Origin of the sequence: Variovorax sp. DAIF25 (assembly GCF_050711835.1) — a bacterium.
Classification (GTDB): Bacteria; Pseudomonadota; Gammaproteobacteria; order Burkholderiales; family Burkholderiaceae_C; genus Variovorax.
Window position 1 is genome coordinate 5,626,175 of the sequence record NZ_CP136636.1, and the last position, 19,327, is coordinate 5,645,501.

The 19,327-nt window shown below is 64.9% G+C and carries 15 protein-coding genes and 1 tRNA gene; 9 read left to right on the forward strand and 7 right to left on the reverse strand.

Features of this window, described 5'->3' with window-relative positions:
• The gene (locus R0232_RS25960) at window positions 1-702 is read right to left on the reverse strand and encodes an aspartate/glutamate racemase family protein (protein WP_431509947.1); all 702 of its coding nucleotides are present in this window, start codon (window positions 700-702) and stop codon (window positions 1-3) included.
• 108 nt (window positions 703-810) lie between these two features.
• Between R0232_RS25960 and R0232_RS25965 the strand changes: the two genes are divergently transcribed.
• Complete coding sequence (locus R0232_RS25965) at window positions 811-1,629, forward strand: MetQ/NlpA family ABC transporter substrate-binding protein (RefSeq protein ID WP_431509948.1); 819 nt, start codon at window positions 811-813, stop codon at window positions 1,627-1,629.
• Window positions 1,630-1,636: 7 nt separating this feature from the next.
• Window positions 1,637-2,995: an LLM class flavin-dependent oxidoreductase gene (locus tag R0232_RS25970; protein WP_431509949.1), complete on the forward strand. Its 1,359-nt coding sequence runs from the start codon at window positions 1,637-1,639 to the stop codon at window positions 2,993-2,995.
• 44 nt (window positions 2,996-3,039) lie between these two features.
• Here R0232_RS25970 and R0232_RS25975 read toward each other — a convergent pair whose 3' ends face one another.
• The 4 genes from R0232_RS25975 to R0232_RS25990 are packed head-to-tail and all read right to left on the reverse strand — an operon-like array spanning window position 3,040 to window position 5,868.
• Window positions 3,040-3,411 carry a hypothetical protein gene (locus tag R0232_RS25975; protein WP_057594907.1) on the reverse strand — a complete coding sequence of 124 codons (372 nt, stop codon included), beginning with the start codon at window positions 3,409-3,411 and terminating at the stop codon, window positions 3,040-3,042.
• A gap of 30 nt (window positions 3,412-3,441) precedes the next feature.
• Window positions 3,442-4,266, reverse strand: a complete 825-nt coding sequence (locus tag R0232_RS25980) for a MetQ/NlpA family ABC transporter substrate-binding protein (protein WP_431509950.1) — start codon at window positions 4,264-4,266, stop codon at window positions 3,442-3,444.
• A 53-nt stretch (window positions 4,267-4,319) separates the two neighbouring features.
• On the reverse strand, window positions 4,320-4,982 hold the full coding sequence (locus R0232_RS25985; protein WP_093340247.1) for a methionine ABC transporter permease: 663 nt from the start codon (window positions 4,980-4,982) through the stop codon (window positions 4,320-4,322).
• Window positions 4,975-5,868, reverse strand: coding sequence for a methionine ABC transporter ATP-binding protein (locus R0232_RS25990; RefSeq protein WP_093340249.1), 894 nt, complete (start codon window positions 5,866-5,868; stop codon window positions 4,975-4,977). Before R0232_RS25990 ends, R0232_RS25985 begins: the two co-directional genes overlap by 8 nt.
• A gap of 285 nt (window positions 5,869-6,153) precedes the next feature.
• On the opposite strand from R0232_RS25990, the gene R0232_RS25995 reads away from it, so the two are divergent.
• The 7 genes from R0232_RS25995 (at window position 6,154) to R0232_RS26025 (ending at window position 13,661) form a co-directional block, all read left to right on the forward strand.
• A complete protein-coding gene (locus R0232_RS25995) occupies window positions 6,154-6,975 on the forward strand; it encodes a MetQ/NlpA family ABC transporter substrate-binding protein (protein WP_208508280.1) in 822 nt (273 codons plus the stop codon).
• A gap of 127 nt (window positions 6,976-7,102) precedes the next feature.
• Entirely contained in the window at window positions 7,103-7,861 is a 759-nt protein-coding gene (locus R0232_RS26000; RefSeq protein WP_431509951.1) for an SIMPL domain-containing protein, read from the forward strand.
• 100 nt (window positions 7,862-7,961) lie between these two features.
• Window positions 7,962-9,066 (forward strand): peptide chain release factor 2 gene (prfB, locus tag R0232_RS26005; RefSeq protein WP_143129059.1). Its coding sequence is split into 2 segments (ribosomal slippage): window positions 7,962-8,042 and window positions 8,044-9,066, totalling 1,104 coding nucleotides; the frame shifts between segments, so codons are not numbered across the junction.
• Window positions 9,067-9,115: 49 nt separating this feature from the next.
• Complete coding sequence (locus R0232_RS26010) at window positions 9,116-9,802, forward strand: HAD family hydrolase (protein WP_093340252.1); 687 nt, start codon at window positions 9,116-9,118, stop codon at window positions 9,800-9,802.
• Window positions 9,786-12,503 (forward strand): aminopeptidase N, encoded by a 2,718-nt coding sequence (gene pepN / locus R0232_RS26015; RefSeq protein ID WP_296777733.1) that lies wholly within the window; start codon window positions 9,786-9,788, stop codon window positions 12,501-12,503. The genes R0232_RS26010 and pepN overlap by 17 nt, the downstream gene beginning before the upstream one ends.
• Window positions 12,504-12,546: 43 nt before the next feature.
• Entirely contained in the window at window positions 12,547-13,560 is a 1,014-nt protein-coding gene (locus tag R0232_RS26020) for a class 1 fructose-bisphosphatase (protein ID WP_093340257.1), read from the forward strand.
• A 25-nt stretch (window positions 13,561-13,585) separates the two neighbouring features.
• Window positions 13,586-13,661, forward strand: a tRNA-Thr gene (locus R0232_RS26025).
• Window positions 13,662-14,134: 473 nt separating this feature from the next.
• On the opposite strand, the gene R0232_RS26030 is transcribed toward R0232_RS26025, so the two are convergent.
• Together R0232_RS26030 and R0232_RS26035 are read right to left on the reverse strand one after the other, a co-directional pair.
• The gene (locus tag R0232_RS26030) at window positions 14,135-14,626 is read right to left on the reverse strand and encodes a hypothetical protein (RefSeq protein WP_398497958.1); all 492 of its coding nucleotides are present in this window, start codon (window positions 14,624-14,626) and stop codon (window positions 14,135-14,137) included.
• Window positions 14,627-14,630: 4 nt separating this feature from the next.
• On the reverse strand, window positions 14,631-19,271 hold the full coding sequence (locus tag R0232_RS26035; RefSeq protein ID WP_431509952.1) for an RHS repeat-associated core domain-containing protein: 4,641 nt from the start codon (window positions 19,269-19,271) through the stop codon (window positions 14,631-14,633).
• Window positions 19,272-19,327 lie beyond the last annotated feature (56 nt).

Genomic DNA, 19,327 nt, shown 5'->3' on the forward strand with positions numbered 1-19,327 from the left:
TCAGCCCTCGCGATTCACCGCCCGCCGCAGCGCCGCGCGCGCCAGCAGCCGCGTCGAATCGAGCGTCGGCAGCGCAGAGTTCGCATCGCCGATGATCAGCGGGATCTCGGTGCAGCCCAGCACCACCGCGTCGCAGCCCTCCTCTACCTTCATGCGCTCGATCACGCGCTGGAAGCTCGCCACGCCCTCGGGGCTGAAGATGCCGTTGACCAGCTCGTCCATGATCACGCGCCCGGTCTCGTCGCGCTCCTGCGCGTTCGGCCGGCGGTACTCGAGGCCGCGCGCCGCGAGCCTGGACGGATAGACCTCGCTGTCGACCAGCCAGCGCGTGCCCGTGATGCCGATGCGCCGGAAGCCGCGCCGCACGGCCTCGTCGGCCGCCACCTCGGCGATGTGCAGCCAGGGCAGCGGCGAACGCGGCGCCACGTACTCGAAGGCCTGGTGGATCGTGTTGTCGGGGCAGATCAGGAAGTCGGCACCCGCGGCCTGCAGCTTGCGCGCCGAAGCGAGCATCAGCTCGCCCACGCCGGCCACGTCGCCCGCATCGAGGCAGCGCACGTAGTCCGCGAGCGAGGGCGTGTGCATCGACACCTCCGGGTGCGCATGGGGCCCGAGCAGCGCGGCGCCCTCCACGCAGATGGTCTTGTAGCAAAGGGCCGCGCCTTCGGCGGAGCAGCCCACGATTCCGATGTGTTGGGTCATGCCACTCATCCTATGGCCGTTGCCCGCATATGCAAGCTTACGAATATTCGTTCGCGCGCGCGGCAGCGACTCCTAGAGTGCCCGGTTCAGTTCTGGAGCCCCTCTCTCATGCGCCCTCTCGCCCTTTCCCGCCGCCTGGCCCTGGCCGGCGGCCTCGCCCTTGCGCTAGGCCTCGCCAGCGCGGCCCAGGCCGCCGACCTGCGCGTCGGCTTCATGCCGGGCCCGTACCGCGACGCCTTCACCAAGGGCATCGAGCCCCAGCTCGCCAAGCTCGGCTACACCGTCAAGTACGTCGAGTTCAGCCAGGGCGTACAGCCCAACGACGCGGTCGAGCGCGGCCAGATCGACGCCAACATCTTCCAGCACACGCTCTACCTCAACGCCACCAACCAGCAGCAGAACTTCGACCTGGTGCCGATCGTCCACGTGCCGACGCCGCCGATGGGCCTCTATTCGCAGCGCCACAAGTCGCTCGCCAGCGTGCCCGACGGCGCCACCGTCACGCTGCCGGCCGACCCGGTGAACGCGGCGCGCGCGCTCAACATCCTCGCGGCCATCGGCTGGGTGCAGCTCAAGACCGGCGTGAACCCGCTGAGCGTGTCCGAGCGCGACATCGCGAGCAATCCCAAGCGCCTGAAGCTGGTGCCGCTCGATGCCGCCCAGGCACCGCGCTCGCTGGCCGATGCCGACCTGGCGGCCGTGCAGGGCAACTTCGCCGTCGCCTCGGGCCTCAAGCTCACCGAAGCGCTCAAGCTCGAGGACATGACCCTGCCCTACGTCAACGTGGTGGCGGTCAAGCGCGGCAACGAGAACGCGAAGTTCGCGAAGGACATCGCCACCGCCTACCAGTCGCCCGAGTTCCAGCGCGTCTTCCTCGCCAATCCCGTGTGGGCCGGCTACCGGCTGCCCGACTACTTCTCGAAGTGATCGCCCGATGAGCGGCTCCGCCACCCGCAGCGCGCCTCCCCGGCGGCTGCACCTGAACGTCAACATCCTGCACTCGGGCTTCGTGCCCTCGGCCTGGCGCCTGCCCGAGGCCGACCCCTGGGCCTTCGCCGACATCCGGCACTACATCCGCACCGCGCAGATCGCGGAAGCGGGCAAGCTCGATGCGATTTTCCTGGCCGACAACGCGGCCATCGTCGACCAGATCCACTTCCGCCCGATCACCGCGCTCGAGCCCACCATCCTGCTGGCCTGCGTGGCCGCGGCCACCACCCACATCGGGCTGATCGCGACCGCCTCGACCAGCTACAACGAGCCCTACAACATCGCGCGCCGCTTCTCCACGCTCGACCACGTGAGCAACGGCCGCGCGGGCTGGAACATGGTGACCACGGCCGACCTGCCCTCGGCGCGCAACTTCGGCCTCGAGGCCACGCCCGACCATGCGAAGCGCTACGCGCGCGCCTCGGAGTTCGCCGACATCGTGAAGGCGTTGTGGGACAGCTGGGAAGACGGCGCCTTCGTCGGCGACAAGGCCACGGGCAGCTTCGTCGACGCCACCAAGGTGCACGCCATCGCGCACCGCGGCGAGCACTTCGCGGTGCAGGGCCCGCTGAACCTGCCGCGCGCGCCGCAGGGCCATCCGGTGCTGGTGCAGGCCGGCGCCTCGGCCGACGGGCGCGAGCTGGCCTCGCGCCATGCCGAGGCCGTGTTCTCGGCCTCGCAGTCCTTCGAGGAATCGCTGGCCTATGCGCGCGCCCTCAAGACCCGCGCGGCCGAACTGGGCCGCGGCCCCGACGCGGTGAAGGTGCTCGCGGGCCTCACCACCATCGTCGGCGGCACCGAGGCCGAGGCGCTGCGCCGCCGCGACGAGCTGGTCGACCTGATCCCGTGGGACTACAGCCTCACGCGCATCGCGGGCACGCTGGGCATCACGCCCGATCGCCTGAAGCTCGACGAGCGCCTGCCCGAGAACCTGCCGCTGCCCGGCAATGGCAACGGCAACCACACCTTCTTCAATGCGGTGGTGGCGGCCGGCCGCACCCATGGCTACACGGTGCGCCAGCTGATCCGCGAACTCGCGGGCGGCGGCGGCCACCGCGTGATCGTGGGCACGCCCGAGCAGATCGCCGACGACATCGAGCACTGGTTCAAGGGCGGCGCGGCCGACGGCTTCAACCTCATGCCCGATGCGCTGCCGCACGGGCTCGAGCATTTCGTCGACGGGGTGGTGCCGATCCTGCAGAAGCGCGGCCTGTTCCGTACCGAGTACGAGGGGCGCACCCTGCGCGATCACCTCGGGCTGGCGCGGCCCGAAGGACGGACGGCGCAGCGCCTGGCGGCTTAGAAAGAAGAAGGAAAACGCCACCGGAGAAGTGGCGGCGGCGAACCTCAGCCCTCGTCGGCGTCGTTCCCCGTCAGCGACAGCACCTCTTCGACGAAGGCCTCGAAGCCCGGCAGCGCCGCATGCGGCAGTGCATCGTCCGCGCCCTCGCCGTCGTCGAAGAACACCCGGGCGCGCCCCACCGGCAGCGCGACCCATTCGCCGGCCTCGAGCAGCAGGCCCAGATAGCCCTCGCCCTCGGGCACGTAGAACAAGCCGGCCTGCCCGAGCACGCGAACCTCCTCGCCCGCGAGCGGCGCGGGGGCGTCCTCGCGCCCCCATCGCACGCCCTGCGCGGCCAGCCGGTCGGTGATCCAGCCGTCGCACACATGGGTGTCGCTCCAGCTCGCTTGCGCATCGAACACGGCCAGCACGGGCATGGGAAGGTCCCTCTCAGGAAAGTAGTTGGTTTATTGCAGGAAGCTGGGCTTCGCGTAGCCCTGGAACTTCGTGTCGACCACCGTCTTGAACTCCTTCGAGTGGTAGGCCTCCACGAGGTCCTTGGCCCAGGCGGTGTTCTTGTCCGCGGTCTTCACGGCCACGACATTCAGGTAGTAGTCGGGCGTCTTCTCGAGCACCACCGCTTCGGTGAGCTTCAGGCCCGAGGAGATCGCGAAGTTGCCGTTGATGATCGCGTACTCGGTGTCGCCGAGCGAGCGCGGCAATTGTGCGGCCTCGAGCGGAATGAACTTCAGCTTCTTGGGGTTGTCGGCCACGTCCTTCTCGGAAGCGCGCAGCGGATCGACGCCCTGCTTGATCGTGATCAGCTTGTTCTGCTCCAGCAGCACCAGCGCGCGCGCCAGGTTGCTCGGGTCGTTCGGCAAGGTCACGCGGTCGCCTTCCTTGAGCTCAGCCAGCGTCTTGCGCTTGGTCGAGTACACGCCCAGCGGCGCGATCGGGCCCTGCACCAGTTCGGCCAGGTCCAGCTTCTGGTCGGCCGCGAATTTCTTCAGGTAGACCTGGTGCTGGAAGAAGTTGGCGTCGAGCGAACCCTGGGCCAGCGCCAGGTTGGGCTGCACGTAGTCGTTGAATTCGACCAGCTTCACCTTGTAGCCCTTCTTCTCGAGGATCGGCACGATGCCTTGCTTGAGCTGGTCGATGTTCGAGCCGGCGGTGCCGCCGATCGTGAGGTTCTTCTTGGCGTCCTGCGCCTGCGCCGGCAGCGAGAGGCCGCCGAGCGACAGCGCGGCGAGGGACAGGGCGAGGACGGAACGGCGCAGCAGTGCGGTGGTCATGACGGAAGGCTTTGCAGGAAAGAAAGAGAAAAGGGAACGGGAGAAGAAACGAATCAACGCTTGTCGAGCCTGCGCGCCGCGGTGTTGCCGACGAATTGCAGGATCTGTACCAGCACCACGAGCAGCGCCACGGTGAGCACCATCACGTCGGTCTGGAAGCGGTAGTAGCCGTAGCGGATGGCCAGGTCGCCGATGCCGCCGCCGCCCACCACGCCGGCGATCGCCGAGTAGGAGAGGAAGCTGACCGCGAGCACCGTGAGCGCCAGCACCAGGCCCGAGCGGGCCTCGACCACCAGCACGCGCCAGACGATCTGCAGTTCCGAGGCGCCCATCGCATGGGCCGCCTCGATCACGCCGCGCGGCACCTCGCGCAGGCACTGGTCGACCAGCCGCGCGAAATAGGGAATGGCCGCGAAGGACAGCGGCACCGCCGCGGCCAGCGGCCCGATCGAGGTGCCCGCGATGATGCGCGTGAACGGCACCAGCGCCACCAGCAGGATGATGAAGGGGAAGGAGCGCACCGTGTTCACGAGCCAGTTCAGGATCAGGAACGCGGGCCGGTTGGCGAGCGACTGGCCCGGGCCGAGCAGGAACAGCAGGATGCCCAGCGGCCCGCCGATCAGCACCGCGGCCGACAGGCCGATGGCCAGCATCATGAAGGTCTGGCCGGTCGCGACCCAGAGCTCGGGAAGGATGGGAGCGATGTTCTCAAACATAGGCCACCTCCAGCGCGCTGCGTTGCGTGGCAACCGGGGCGCTGGCCGAGGCGGCTTCGCCAGCCTCGCGCGCTTCGCGTGCATCGCGCTCGCGGCGCCGCACCAGCTCGTCGATCTCGCGGCCCAGCGCGGTCTTGCGCGCCTCGCTCGGCGCGGCGTCGACCTCGAACTGCTCGACCAGCCGGCCCTTCTCGAGGATCGCCACGTTGCGGCACAGCACCTCGACCACCGACAGCTCGTGCGTCACGATCACGATGGTCACGCCGATCTTCTGGTTGATGTCGCGCAGGGTCTCGAGCAGCGAGCGCGTGGTCTCGCTGTCGAGCGCCGAGGTAGGTTCGTCGCACAACAGCACCTGCGGGCGCGGCGCCAGCGCGCGGGCGATCGCCACGCGCTGCTTCTGGCCGCCCGAGAGCTGGGCCGGGTAGGTGTCGATCTTTTCCGACAGGCCCACCAGTTCCAGGCATTCGCGCACGCGGGCATCGATCTCGGCGCGCGAATGGCGGCCGTGGATCTTCAGCGGGAAGGCCACGTTGTCGAACACCGTGGCGTTCTGCAGCAGGTTGAACTGCTGGAAGATCATGCCGATGTTCTGGCGCGTGTCGCGCAGCTCGCGGCGCGACAGCGTCGTGAGGTCGCGCCCGCCGACCAGCACGCGGCCCGCGTCGGGCCTCTCGAGCAGGTTGATCAGGCGCAGAAGGGTCGACTTGCCGGCGCCGCTCTTGCCGATCAGGCCGAACACGTCGCCCTGCTGGATGTCGAGCGACAGCGATTGCACGGCGTCGAAGACCTCGCCGCTGGGCAGCGCGAAGGACTTCTGCACCGACTGGAGGCGGATGACCGGTTCCGCGCTGCCGCGGGCCGGGTCGGACGATGGGTTGCTCATGTCTGGGGGAACCAAGGAACGGATGCGTGCGGCCGCCAGGAAAAACCATCGGCCACGGATTCGCAAAAAGGTGCCGAGTATGAAAAGAAAGGCTTCGAAAGGGAACGAACAAATCGGGCGATGCTTATTCCTGAAATCACATAAAGAAGCGCCGGCGTTCAACCACATACACCATAAAGCGAGCAGGGGCTCCCATATGGATATGCGCATTGGTTCGTTCCCATCGCGCCCGCCTGCTGCCACATTCGCGCCTTTCTTTTTCGAGCGCGCAGCGCCACCCCAACCATGCACAGCATCCTTCGCCGCCGCGGCCTCCTTGCCGCCACCCTGGCGGCTTCCCTCCTCGGCGGCATCGCCGGCGGCGCCCAGGCCCAGGACAACAAGAACACCGTCAAGGTCGGCATCTCGGTGGGCAACGCCGAGCAGATCTTCGAGGTGGTGAAGAAGGTCGCCGCCAAGGACGGCCTCACGGTCCAGGTCGTGGTCTTCAACGACTACCAGCTGCCCAATGCGGCGCTCGCGGCCGGCGACCTCGACGCCAATGCCTTCCAGCACCAGCCCTTCCTCGACAACCAGATCAAGGCGCGCGGCTTCGACCTCGTGCCCGTGGGCCTGACCATCACCGCGCCGCTGGGCTTCTATTCGAAGAAGCTCAAGAGCATCGACCAGCTGCCCGAGGGCGCCGCGGTCGGCATCCAGAACGACCCGTCGAACGGCAACCGCGCGCTGTTGCTGCTGCAGCAGGCCGGCCTGATCACGCTCAAGCCCGAGGCCGTGAAGAACAACACCGCCACCCCGCTCGACGTGGTGACCAACCCCAAGAAGCTCAAGCTGGTGCCGCTGGACGCCGCGCAACTGCCGCGCTCGCTCGACGACCTCACGATCGCCTCGATCAACAACGACTACGCCGAGAAAGCCGGCCTCTCGTTCAACAAGGACGCCGTCATCAAGGAATCGCCCAAGGGCCCCTACGCCAACCTGATCGCCGTGCGCCGCGCCGACAAGGACAAGCCCTGGGCCAAGCGCCTGGTGGCGGCCTACCAGTCGCCCGAGGTCAAGAGCTTCATCGAGACCCAGTTCAAGGGCGCGCTGGTGCCGGCCTTCTGATCCGCCCGCTTCTTCTTGCCCCCAGGCCCCCTGCGCGCCCGCGCCCAGGGGGCTTTTTCGTGGCGGGCGGCCCGTGGCGGGCGGGTATCTTCCAGGCCTCGACAACAATTCCTGGAGGATCCGCACCATGCTCTCTCGACACGGCCTTGCCGCCGGCCTGGCGGCGCTCGCGCTGCTCGGCGCCGCGACCACGACTTCGGCGGACACCGGCGCCACGCCCGGCCAGATCAGCGTGACCGGCACCGCCGCCGTGCGCGTGGCGCCCGACGAGGTGTTCCTGACCCTCGGCGTCGAAAGCCGCGACAAGACCCTGCAGGCCACCACGCGCGACAACAGCGAGCGCATCGCGAAGGCCCTCGCGGTGATCAAGCGCCACGGCGTGCCCGAGAAGAGCGTGCAGCTCAACTACATCCAGGTCGAGCCCGATTTCGACACCGACGTCAGCCGCATCACGCCCGTGGCCTACCGCGCCCGCAAGAGCATCGGCATCAAGATCACCAGGCTCGAGAGCTTCGAACCGCTGCTGACCGACCTGTTCGCCGTCGGCGTCAACCAGGTCGAGAACATCGAGTTCCGCAATTCCGACCTGCGCAAGCACCGCGACCGGGCCCGCGAGCTGGCCGTGACCGCCGCGCGCGAGAAGGCCGACGCGCTGACCGCCCAGCTCGGCGTGAAGCGCGGCCGGGCCGTGCGCATCAGCGAGGACAGCGGCTGGCGCTGGGGCGGCTGGAGCGGCAGCTACCGCGGCGGCCAGAACCTGATGCAGCAGAACGTGGTGCAGTCGGCCCCGAACACGGGCGGCCAGGGCGACGGCGGGGAGGGCGAGCTGTCGGTGGGCCAGATCAGCGTCACTGCCACGATCAACGTCGACTTCCTGCTGGAATGACACTCCCCATGGGGTCATCCGCCACCCGTGAGAAAATGGCGGGTTCCCTGGAGGGCACGCCCCTCCTCCCCTCGCCAACCCACACAGTCAGGACCACCCCATGGACGCAGAACAAATCAACCAGATCGGCGCAACGCTTGCGGACCTGAGCGTGCGGACGGTGGATCTCCGGAGGTATCTTTGACTACGATGCCAAAGCCGAACGTCTGAGGACGGTCAACGCATCGCTCGAAGATCCCAACGTCTGGAACGACCCCAAGAAGGCCCAGGAACTGGGCAAGGAAAAGAAGTCGCTCGACGACGTCGTCGTCACGCTCGACCGCCTCACCAGCGGCCTGTCGGACAACACCGAGCTCTACGAGATGTCGAAGGAAGAAGGCGACGTCGACGGCCTGCAGGCCATCGCCGATGACGCCGCGACGCTCGAAGCCGACATCAAGCAGCTCGAGTTCCGCCGGATGTTCAACAACCCGGCCGACCCGCTGAACGCCTTCGTCGACATTCAGGCCGGCGCCGGCGGCACCGAGGCCTGCGACTGGGCCAGCATGCTGCTGCGCCAGTACACCAAGTACGCCGAGCGCAAGGGCTTCAAGATCCAGCTCGAGGACGAGACCCCGGGCGACACCGCCGGCATCAAGAGCGCGACCATCAAGGTCGAGGGCGACTACGCCTTCGGCCTGCTGCGCACCGAGACCGGCGTGCACCGCCTCGTGCGCAAGTCGCCGTTCGACTCCTCGGGCGGGCGCCACACCAGCTTCGCGAGCATCTTCGTCTACCCCGAGATCGACGACTCCATCGAGATCGAGATCAACCCGGCGGACGTGCGCACCGACACCTTCCGTGCCAGCGGCGCGGGCGGCCAGCACATCAACAAGACCGACTCGGCCGTGCGCCTCACGCACATCCCGACCGGCATCGTGGTGCAGTGCCAGGACGGCCGCAGCCAGCACAGCAACCGCGACGTGGCGTGGAAGCGCCTGCGTTCGCGCCTGTACGACCACGAGATGCGCAAGCGCCAGGAAGAGCAGCAGAAGCTCGAGGACAGCAAGACCGACGTGGGCTGGGGCCACCAGATCCGCAGCTACGTGCTGGACAACAGTCGCATCAAGGACCTGCGCACCAACGTCGAGATCTCGGCCACCCAGAAGGTGCTCGACGGCGACCTCGACGTGTTCATCGAAGCCTCGCTCAAGCAGGGCGTCTGATCCTGCCTCTTCCTTTTCGTCACCACCGCAACCACCCGCGCAGCCCCGCATGAACCTCAACGGCAAGGTCGAAGCCCTGATCTTCGACATGGACGGCACCATGATCGACTCCATGCCCTGGCATGCGCGCTCGTGGGTCGAGTTCGTGGCGCGCCACGGCCTGGTGCTCGACGTGAGCGACATCCTCGCGCGCACCACGGGCCGCACCGGCGCCGAGTGCATGCGCGAGCTGTTCGAGCGCGAGCTGTCCGACGCCGAGTGCCTGGCGCTGGTGCACGAGAAGGAAGAGATCTACCGCGCCCTGTTCACCGACAACTTCACTGAAGTCGCCGGCTTCACCGCCTTCGCCAGGGCCGCCGTCGCGCGCGGCCTGAAGGTGGCCGTGGGCACCGCGGGCGACCGCCACAACATCGAGTTCGCCATGTCGCGCCTGAAGATGGACCCGCTGCCGCTGGCCATCGTCGGCGGCGACGAAGGCTTCAGCGGCAAGCCCACGCCCGCCATCTTTCTCGAGGCCGCGCGCCGCATCGGCGTGGCGCCCGAACGCTGCATCGTGTTCGAGGACGCTCCCTTCGGCATCGAGGCCGCGCGCCGTGGCGGCATGCGCGCCGTGGCCGTGTGCAGCACCCACAGCGCCACCGAACTCGCCGGCCCCCACGTGATCGCCGCCGTGCGCGACTACAACGAACTCGCCCATTCGAATTTTCTGGAGACCCTCGATGCCGTTGCTGCCTGATTTCAGCGGTGCCCAAGCCGCACCGAACGCCATCCGCCGCGAAGACTACGCACCGCCGGCCTTCTGGATCGACACCGTCGACCTCACCTTCGACCTCGACCCGGCCAAGACCCGCGTGCTCAACCGCATGCGCCTGCGCCGCAACCCCGACGTGCCGGCGCAGCCGCTGCGCCTGGACGGCGACGAGCTCAACCTCGCGCGCGTGCTGGTCAACGGCCAGGGCGCCTCGTTCCGCATGGAAGGCGACCAGCTCGTGCTCGACGGCCTGCCCGCGGCGGAAGAAGGCTCGTTCGAGCTCGAGCTCTTCACCACCTGCTGCCCCATCAAGAACACCAAGCTGATGGGCCTGTTCGTGAGCGAGGACACCTTCTTCACGCAGTGCGAGGCCGAGGGCTTCCGCCGCATCACCTACTTCCTCGACCGGCCCGACGTGATGGCGATGTACACCGTCACCCTGCGCGCCGCCAAGGCCGCCTACCCGGTGCTGCTGTCGAACGGCAACCTGGTCGAGCACGGCGACCTGCCCGAGGGCCGCCACTTCGCCAAGTGGGTCGACCCCTTCAAGAAGCCCAGCTACCTGTTCGCGCTGGTCGCGGGCAAGCTGGTGGCGCGCGAGCAGCGCATCAAGGCGCGCAGCGGCAAGGAACACCTGCTGCAGGTGTACGTGCGCGCCGGCGACCTCGACAAGACCGAGCATGCGATGAACTCGCTGATCAACTCGGTGCTGTGGGACGAGGCCCGCTTCGGCCTGCCGCTGGACCTCGACCGCTTCATGATCGTGGCCACCAGCGACTTCAACATGGGCGCCATGGAGAACAAGGGCCTGAACATCTTCAACACGAAGTACGTTCTGGCCAACCAGGCCACCGCCACCGACGCCGACTACAGCAACATCGAGAGCGTGGTCGGCCACGAGTACTTCCACAACTGGTCGGGCGACCGCGTGACCTGCCGCGACTGGTTCCAGCTCTCGCTGAAGGAAGGCCTCACCGTCTTCCGCGACCAGGAGTTCAGCCAGGACCTGTGCGCCGACGCCTCCGCGCGCGCCGTCAAGCGCATCGAGGACGTGCGCGTGCTGCGCACCGCCCAGTTCCCCGAAGACGCCGGCCCCATGGCCCACCCGGTGCGGCCCGACAGCTACATCGAGATCAGCAACTTCTACACCGTCACCATCTACGAGAAGGGTGCCGAGGTCGTGCGCATGATGCAGACCCTGGTGGGCCGCAAGGGCTTCGAGAAGGGCATCACCCTCTACTTCGAGCGCCACGACGGCCAGGCCGTGACCTGCGACGACTTCGCCCAGGCCATCGCCGATGCCAACCCCGACTCCGAACTCGCGCGCCTGCTGCCCCAGTTCAAGCGCTGGTACAGCCAGGCCGGCACCCCGCGCCTGAAGGCCAGCGGCGTGTACGACAGCGCCAACCGCAGCTACACCCTGAGCGTGCTGCAGAGCTGCCCCCCCACCCCGGGCCAGCCCAGCAAAGACCCGTTCGTCATTCCGCTCAACCTCGGCCTGCTCGACGCCAGCGGCCGCGAGCTGCCCGTGCAGCTCGAGGGCGAGGCCGAAGGCAGCGCCGGCACCCGTACCCTGGTGCTGTCGCGCGCCGGCGAGCAGTTCACCTTCACCAACCTCGACGCCGAGCCCGTGCCCTCGATCCTGCGCGGCTTCAGCGCGCCGGTGATCCTCGACTTCGAGTACAGCGACGCCCAGCTGCTGACCCTGCTGGCCAACGACCCCGATCCCTTCAACCGCTGGGAAGCCGGCCAGCGCCTGGGCCTGCGCGCCGCGCTGCAGGGCATCGCCGCCCTGGCCACCGACACCACCCCGGTGCTCGGCGAGGCCTACCTCGAGGCCATGCGCAGCGTGCTGCGCCATCCGCAGCTCGACCCGGCCTTCAAGGAGCTGGTGCTCACCCTGCCGTCGGAAACCTACATCGCCGAGCAGCTCGACGTGGTCGATCCGCAGCGCGTGCACCTCGTGCGCGAAGCCATGCGCGCCCAGCTCGCCACCGCCCTCTTCAGCGACTGGCAACAGGCCTACGAAGCGCATCACGACACCGGCGCCTACAGCCCCGATCCGCTGAGCTCGGGCCGCCGCGCCCTGGCCGGCATGGCGCTCAACTTCCTGTGCCTGGCCGCGCGCTCCTCGGGCGACACCGTCTGGCCCGGCAAGACCCTGCAGCGCTTCAAGGACGCGGGCAACATGACCGACCGCTTCAACGCGCTCAACGCCCTCGTCTCCTCGGGCCACACCCTGGCCGCGCAGGCGCTCGCGCGCTTCCATGCCCTGTTCAAGAACGAGGCCCTGGTCATCGACAAGTGGTTCTCGCTGCAGGCCGGCGCCAGCGACCGCGGCGGCGACATCCTGCCGCTGGTGAAGCAGCTCATGAAGCACCCCGACTTCTCGCTGAAGAACCCCAACCGCGCGCGCAGCGTCATCTTCAGCTACTGCAGCGCCAACCCCGGTGCCTTCCACCGCCCCGACGCCGCCGGCTACGTGTTCTGGAGCGAGCGCGTCATCGAGCTCGACGCCCTCAACCCCCAGGTGGCCGCCCGCCTCGCGCGCGCCCTCGACCGCTGGAGCAAGCTCGCCGAGCCCTACCGCAGCGCCGCGCGCGAAGCCATCGCGCGCGTGGCCGCCAAGCCCGACCTGAGCAAGGACACCCACGAGGTCGTGACCCGCGCCCTGGCCGGCAGCTGACCCGCACACAAGCAACGCATCGAAGAGAAACCGAAGAACCCTCATGGCTCAACAGAAGATTTCCCTCACCCGCTACCTCGTCGAACAGCAGCGCGCCGACGGCCTCATCCCCGGCCAGCTGCGGCTGCTGCTCGAAGTGGTTGCCCGTGCCTGCAAGAGCATCAGCCAGGCCGTCAACAAGGGCGCCCTGGGCGGCGTGCTCGGCACCGCCGAGAGCGAGAACGTGCAGGGCGAGATCCAGAAGAAGCTGGACATCATCGCCAACGAGGTGCTGATCGAGGCCAACGAATGGGGCGGCCACCTCGCCGCCATGGCCAGCGAGGAGATGGACAGCATCTACGTCGTGCCCAACCGCTACCCGCAGGGCGAGTACCTGCTCATGTTCGACCCGCTCGACGGCAGCAGCAACATCGACGTCAACGTCAGCATCGGCACCATCTTCAGCGTGCTCAAGAAGCCCGACGAGCACCCCGGCGTGCAGGAGGGCGACTTCCTCCAGGCCGGCACCCAGCAGGTGGCCGCCGGCTACTGCATCTACGGCCCGCAGACCACCCTCGTGCTGACCGTGGGCAACGGCGTCGCCATGTTCACCCTCGACCGCGAGCAGGGCAGCTTCGTGCTGACGCAGGAAGACATCCAGATTCCGCCCGACACCAAGGAATTCGCGATCAACATGAGCAACATGCGCCACTGGGACGAGCCCGTGAAGCGCTACATCGACGAATGCCTGGCCGGCAAGGAAGGCCCGCGCGGCAAGGACTTCAACATGCGCTGGATCGCCAGCATGGTGGCCGACGTGCACCGCATCCTGATGCGCGGCGGCGTGTTCCTGTACCCCTGGGACAAGCGCGAGCCCGAGAAGGCCGGCAAGCTGCGCCTGATGTACGAGGCCAACCCCATGAGCTGGCTGGTGGAACAGGCCGGCGGCGCCGCCACCAACGGCAAGCAGCGCATCCTGGACCTGCAGCCCACCAAGCTGCACGAGCGCGTCAGCGTGATGTTGGGTTCGCGAAACGAAGTCGAGCGCCTGACGCAGTACCACGCTCAAAAGCCCTGAAAACCTGGCTATAATCGCAGGCTTCGCCGGTGTAGCTCAGTCGGTAGAGCAGCTCATTCGTAATGAGAAGGTCGGGTGTTCGATTCATCTCTCCGGCACCAATCGCAGTATGGAAAGCCCGCTATCAATTCGATAGCGGGCTTTTTTCTTTTAGGCGTCATGTAGCCACCATGTAGCCAATCGGGCACTCGTTTCCAGCTGGAAGACAGACCTCACGGGCAGAATGGCTTCATGCCTCACCCCGAGCCCTGCCTGTTGATTCGCATCGCCAATCTGGGCTCTCGGCCGGGTCCCAGGCATCTCGCAAAGAAGGCCCGCCCCAGCCGCTTCGAAGCCGCCGAAGACCTGCTGGACCGCTTGAACACTCGCCCGCTCGAGCTACGGCTGCGCTGGCGGCCGTGGCGGAGGTTCTGGCTATTCTTTGGAGTCGGCAATATCGGCGCAGGGCCGGCTACTCATGCGCGAACAAGACGACCAATCCTCATTCGCGGATCGTCGGCTCGAGCAACCTGTCGGCGTCGTTGATTTGGTGAACGATCGACCGTTACCTCCAGCCGGCAACTTCAACTAAGTCCTAATGCGCCTTTAAGTCCTCACCGTACCCGGACAGGATTTTCTCATCCAGGAATTCAAGCCGAACCTTAAGGCGAGCCGCATTCTCCGGTGTCGGATCCACATTCACCGGGATCAAGTGATCTGTGGCCGTCCCACGTTCCGCAGCCTCGACCCACTCCTGCATGGCCCCTATGTAGCCATCAAGCGCCGTTGCAGGGTTGGGACTGTCTTCGCACGTAATGTAAGCAGGCGGAAGGTCTCCGACTATGACCCACACCCATTCATCCACCCCCTCTCTACTTGGAATGAATCTGAATAGAAAGACGCCAACGATTCCTGGGTATATGAATCCCACGTATTCTTCAGTAATTCTTTTGCACCATTCGTAGTATTCGAGGAAAGCTCGCGCTTCATGGTGCAGCCTCTCGATGGATTCCACATCAGGGTCACGCGCTCCCGCATTGGTGAAATATTTGTTCCACTCGAAGGTTTTCGACAAGTCTATATTCATCTGATTAGTTCCTGCGTTTTGCCCATCGACTGTAGTCCCCAGCAGCACGATGTCGATCTTGATGATTATCGTCAGGGCGAGGTGCCACATTTTCCCAATGGTCAGGCCCTCCATCGGCGAGCGGAATTTCGTGTGATACGTCGTCGTTTCGACCATCCGCATTCTTTGGCCAAGCCGAACCGTTACCCTTCGCCCAGTCATCTCTTAACTGGCCATTGTTTGTCCAGCGTCCTTTGTGCCACCAGCTAAATGGGCCGTCAGGAGCATCAGTTTCCCCTCCATTAAACATTCGATCACCGATACCTCTGCACAGGTCAACGATCAATCCGGGGATCGTGAAGTCCAGCGGTGACGGCCGCATACCTGGAGGTGTTGTTGGCGACCCAATCGGCGCAACCGGATAGCCAGGTGCGCCTCCATCAAGACCCCTCGCTGGGCTCGGCATCATTGGAGGAAACGGGGCGACAGGCGGAGGCAGCGGAAACGCTTGCAATCCTGTTGAGTCGCTAAACCCGAGGGGATTCGCGCCCACGTAGCCGAAGCGATTCCACCCGCCATCAAGCCCGATGGGATCGCTCTGCGTATAACGTCCGACTGCCGGGATGTAGGTTCTGAACCCGTTGTAAAAAAGCCCCGACTCCGCATCCGCATACTGCCCCGGATAGCGCAGGCTGAAGGCAACGGGTGTCGCTGACGTCGCGCCCGTGCTCGGCGCCGTCTCCGCGCCTGTGAATCGCCTGGCCGCCGTCGTCGGCTCCTCCTCCCCGAACGCGCTATAGCGCCATTGCCAGACCGTTTGTCTCGCCTCGTTGCTCAGCCTTCTTGGCGTATTGAGGTGATCGCTGTGCACCGCGTAGGTATTGCCGTTGATGACGGCCGCCACCGGCATCGGCCCGTTGGCCGTCGGCAGGTAGATGTAGCTGGCCTGGCCCGCGCTGTTCGAGCCCCCGCTACCGATCTCTGCCACCAGCGTGCCCTGCTCGTCGTAGACGTAGGCGTAGCCCAGTTGCTCCGCTTCACTCGTGCTCGGAGACCAAAGCTTAGTGAAGAACGCCACCAGACTGCCCCAGAACCCCGGATCACTCTCATCCCCCTGGCTCGGCGGATACAACGGCTCCGTCTTGAACACCCGCTGCCCCAGCGCGTTGTGCGCATAGCGCGTCGTCGGGCTGCTGTCCGTCGCGCCCGTGGTCGCCGTGCTCAGCCGCCCCTCGGCGTCGTAGCCGTAGCTGCGCAGGCCATCGCCCGTGAGGTCGCCGTTGGCGTTGTAGGCGTAGACCACGCTGGCGGTCGTGCTGCCCGTGGTCTGGTTGAAGCCGGTGAGGCGGTTGCTGTTGGCCCCCACGGTGTAGGTGCGGCTCGTGCTCAGCCCGTTGACAACCCGCTCGCTGCTCAAGCGATTGCCGTTCGCGTCGTAGCCGAAGCCCGCGGTGTCGCTGCTGCTGCCCGCTACGTTGAAGCTCGTGATGCGCCCGACGCTGTCGTAGCCCACGTTCCAGGTGGTGCTGGCGTTCGCGATGGTGTCGTGCGTGGGGTCGGTGTCCGCCGGGCCGTACAGGTTCTGCGTCAGGCTCGTGATGCGGCCCGCGGCGTCGTAGACGTAGCTGCCAAACTCGGTCGCGGTCATGCGCCCTGCCGTGTCGTAGCTGCGCATGGCCTTGAGCTTCAGGTCGGTACTCGTGAAGGCCCAGGTCCAACTGGTGGGTTGGCCCAGCGGGTTCCAGGTGATGTTGCTCACCAGCGGCGTGCTGTTCCAGTTCAGCCCGGTGAGGCGGCCTGTCGCGTCGTAGACGTGGCTCAGCGTGGCGCCCGTGGGGTACGCGATGCTTCCCAACGTGCCGTTGAGGTTGTAGGCGTAGCCGATCTGCTGGATGCTGCCATTGGCCAATGTTTGCTTTTTGAGCACCACGCGCCCGAAGGCATCGCGCGTGTACTCGGTCTTACCGCTGCGGCCCACGATCTCCGACAGGTAGCCCTTGCTGGTGGCCGTGAGGTCGTAGCGCAGGGTGGTGGTCTTGCCGTCGGCGAAGACGAGGCTCGTGGTCCGGCCCAAGGCATCCCTGTTGATGGTGGTGACCTGGCCCAGCGCGTCGACGATCTGGCTGGGTAGGCCTAGATTGTCGTATTGGGCTTGCCAGGCGCCGACATCAGTATTCGTTTCAGAGAGTGCGCCCCCAAAGTTATCGCGACGGTAGGTAGTAGCAACTCCGTTGAAATCCTTGGCAAGGGAGACAACATCCAGGAAACCGTCTTTGTACTGAAGGGTAGCGGTCGCATTCGCCGCATCCGTGATTATTTCGACCCGACGCAAAGGGTCCAACCCGTAGCGCGTGGTTTGACTCAACCCATTGGTCTGGGATATCAAGTCTCCGTTTTCATCAAAGGCGAGAGCACGGCTTTGATCCGAGCCTTCAGTGCTTGAGGAAACACGATTGAGGTTGTTGATCACTCGAACGATCCGCCAGGCAATGGCCCCGGTGCTGTCCTTGATCTGCTCGTCGGTGCGGTTGCCCATGCCGTCGAGCGTGAAGCTGCCGCTCTCGCCGCGGTTGTTGCTCCAGCCGGTGAGGCGGTGGGCGGGGTCGTAGCTGTAGGTCAGCACCAGGCCCGTGGGCAGCGTGATGGTCTCGACGCTGCCGTAGGGCTTGTAGGTCAGCGTGGTGGTCTGCTGGCCACCGACGGTCTGGGTCAGCAGGCGATCGCGCGCGTCGTAGGTGTAGGTTGTGACGAGGCCGTTGGGCTCGATCTGGCTGGTGACGCGGTTGGCGAGGTCGTAGGCGTAGCTGGTGACGTGGCCCAGGGTGTTGGTGCTGGTGAGGACGTTGCCTCGGAGGTCGTAGGTGTAGGTGGTGGTGGCGCCGTTGGGCTCCGTGGCCGTCTCGACCAACTGAGAAGCGTTGTAGGTCCACTGCCAGGTCTGGGCCTTGTTGGTGGCGGTGTCGGTGACGGTGCGGGTCAGGACGTTGCCGAAACTGTCATAGGCAAAGGTTTGAGAGCGTCCTGGCTGCACAATGCGAGTCGGCCGACTGAGTTGGGCATGCCATTCAAATGACGTCCTTCTATTAACGCGCGTATCAAATGCCTCCGTTATGTTGGCAGGCAACCCACGATCGCCGTACCAGTTGTAGAGGGTGCTATTGCCCTTGAAATCGGTCTTCCTCGTGATATAGCCATATGAGTCTTGCACGCGACTCGCTGCATCCATCGCCCCTTCGCCTGAGGGCAAAGATGCGCTTTCAACCGCGAGTCGCCCAGCATTCGAGGCATAACTGTAGTTTCGACTTGTTCCCAGCGGATCAACTACCGTGGCCTGGTTTCCGCTGAGATAACTGACCCCATACCTGCTTACGCCTCCAGCCAATTGAGTCAGAATTGCCCGGCCTTGGCTATCGTATTCAAAACTCCCCCAACGTATGCCGCCTTCGTCGGAAATTCCTGTCAGGGCAAATGGATAGGTTGAATTTTCGTAGTAGAACTGGCGTGACTTGCCATCGGGGTATAGCACGCGAGTCAATCGCTTTTGCGCATCATATTCATACGAATATAAGCGTGCATCTGGCGTGGTGACGCCGATCAAAAGATTGTTGGCATCGTAGCCAAATTTCAGTTGCCTACCGAATTGATTCGTTACGCTGCTCAGACGCGCAAAGGCATCATATTGATAAGTGATGGTCCATCCATTTGGCGCTGTAATCGACTCCACTTTCGAATCGACTCGACGGAAGCTGTAAATTAAGTCTTCGTCACTGTTTCGCCAAACCCAGGACGTCGCGTCCTCGGAAAGAGTATCAAATCCATTCAAGGGACGCCAGGCACCGCCGCTTGGCCCCTTCATGAATTGTTTTTCGTACCCAGCAGGAGAACTGATTGTGACGAGCAACCCGGACTGCTGGAGTCTCCAATCATGGCTATGAGACCACACTTTCCCCAAATTCGTTTCTGATCGACTGGCAGCTAATCCCCAACTGCTTCGATAGATTCTGGAAAACGATAAAGGCGCAGGACCTGAGTCTGTCCAATCATTTTCATCTCGATACTTCTCAGCCGTCGACGGCAAAATCGGTTGCCCAACGATAGCTCCGTCAGCCTTACAAGACTGCGGGTCCATGTCTTTTTCTGTTGGACGAATGGTATCGTCGATGCAGTAGGAGTATCGAACATCCGGCAGGTCAACCCGCTTTTCCTCTAGAACCCCCGAGTCACAATAAGTTTTCAAGTAAACATTAATAAACGGATCTCTTTGCGCGGATTCAACTTCGGGCTTAATGTATAAGTATGTGGTTTTCTTTTGATTGAAGAATGTTATGACATTGGCGTTTCCATTTCGCCAAATCACTTTGTACAGCGGGTCGGATGGGAGGGGGGCGCTTAGATTACTTAACTCACAGGCTCCGTCATAGGACAGAGTTTTTCTTTCCAGACATTCTTGGTAGTTTTTCTTGCTCCATTCATTGAACGTGCTCATGAAGGAATCGATGGATGCATAGTCCCTTGCAATCTCCATCGCATAAGGAACACCATTGATGCGCCCCCCGCGCCATTCCCAAGCAAATCTCGGCGGATGGGTTGCGGCCACCGCCCATTGCGTCGTTAGCGCCAACAACGCAACGATGACCAAGAAAGTCTTCCACGCACGCATCTTCATCCTCCCGCATGCTGTTATATGCGGCACGCATTTGTCGACCAAAGTAACCGAATGAC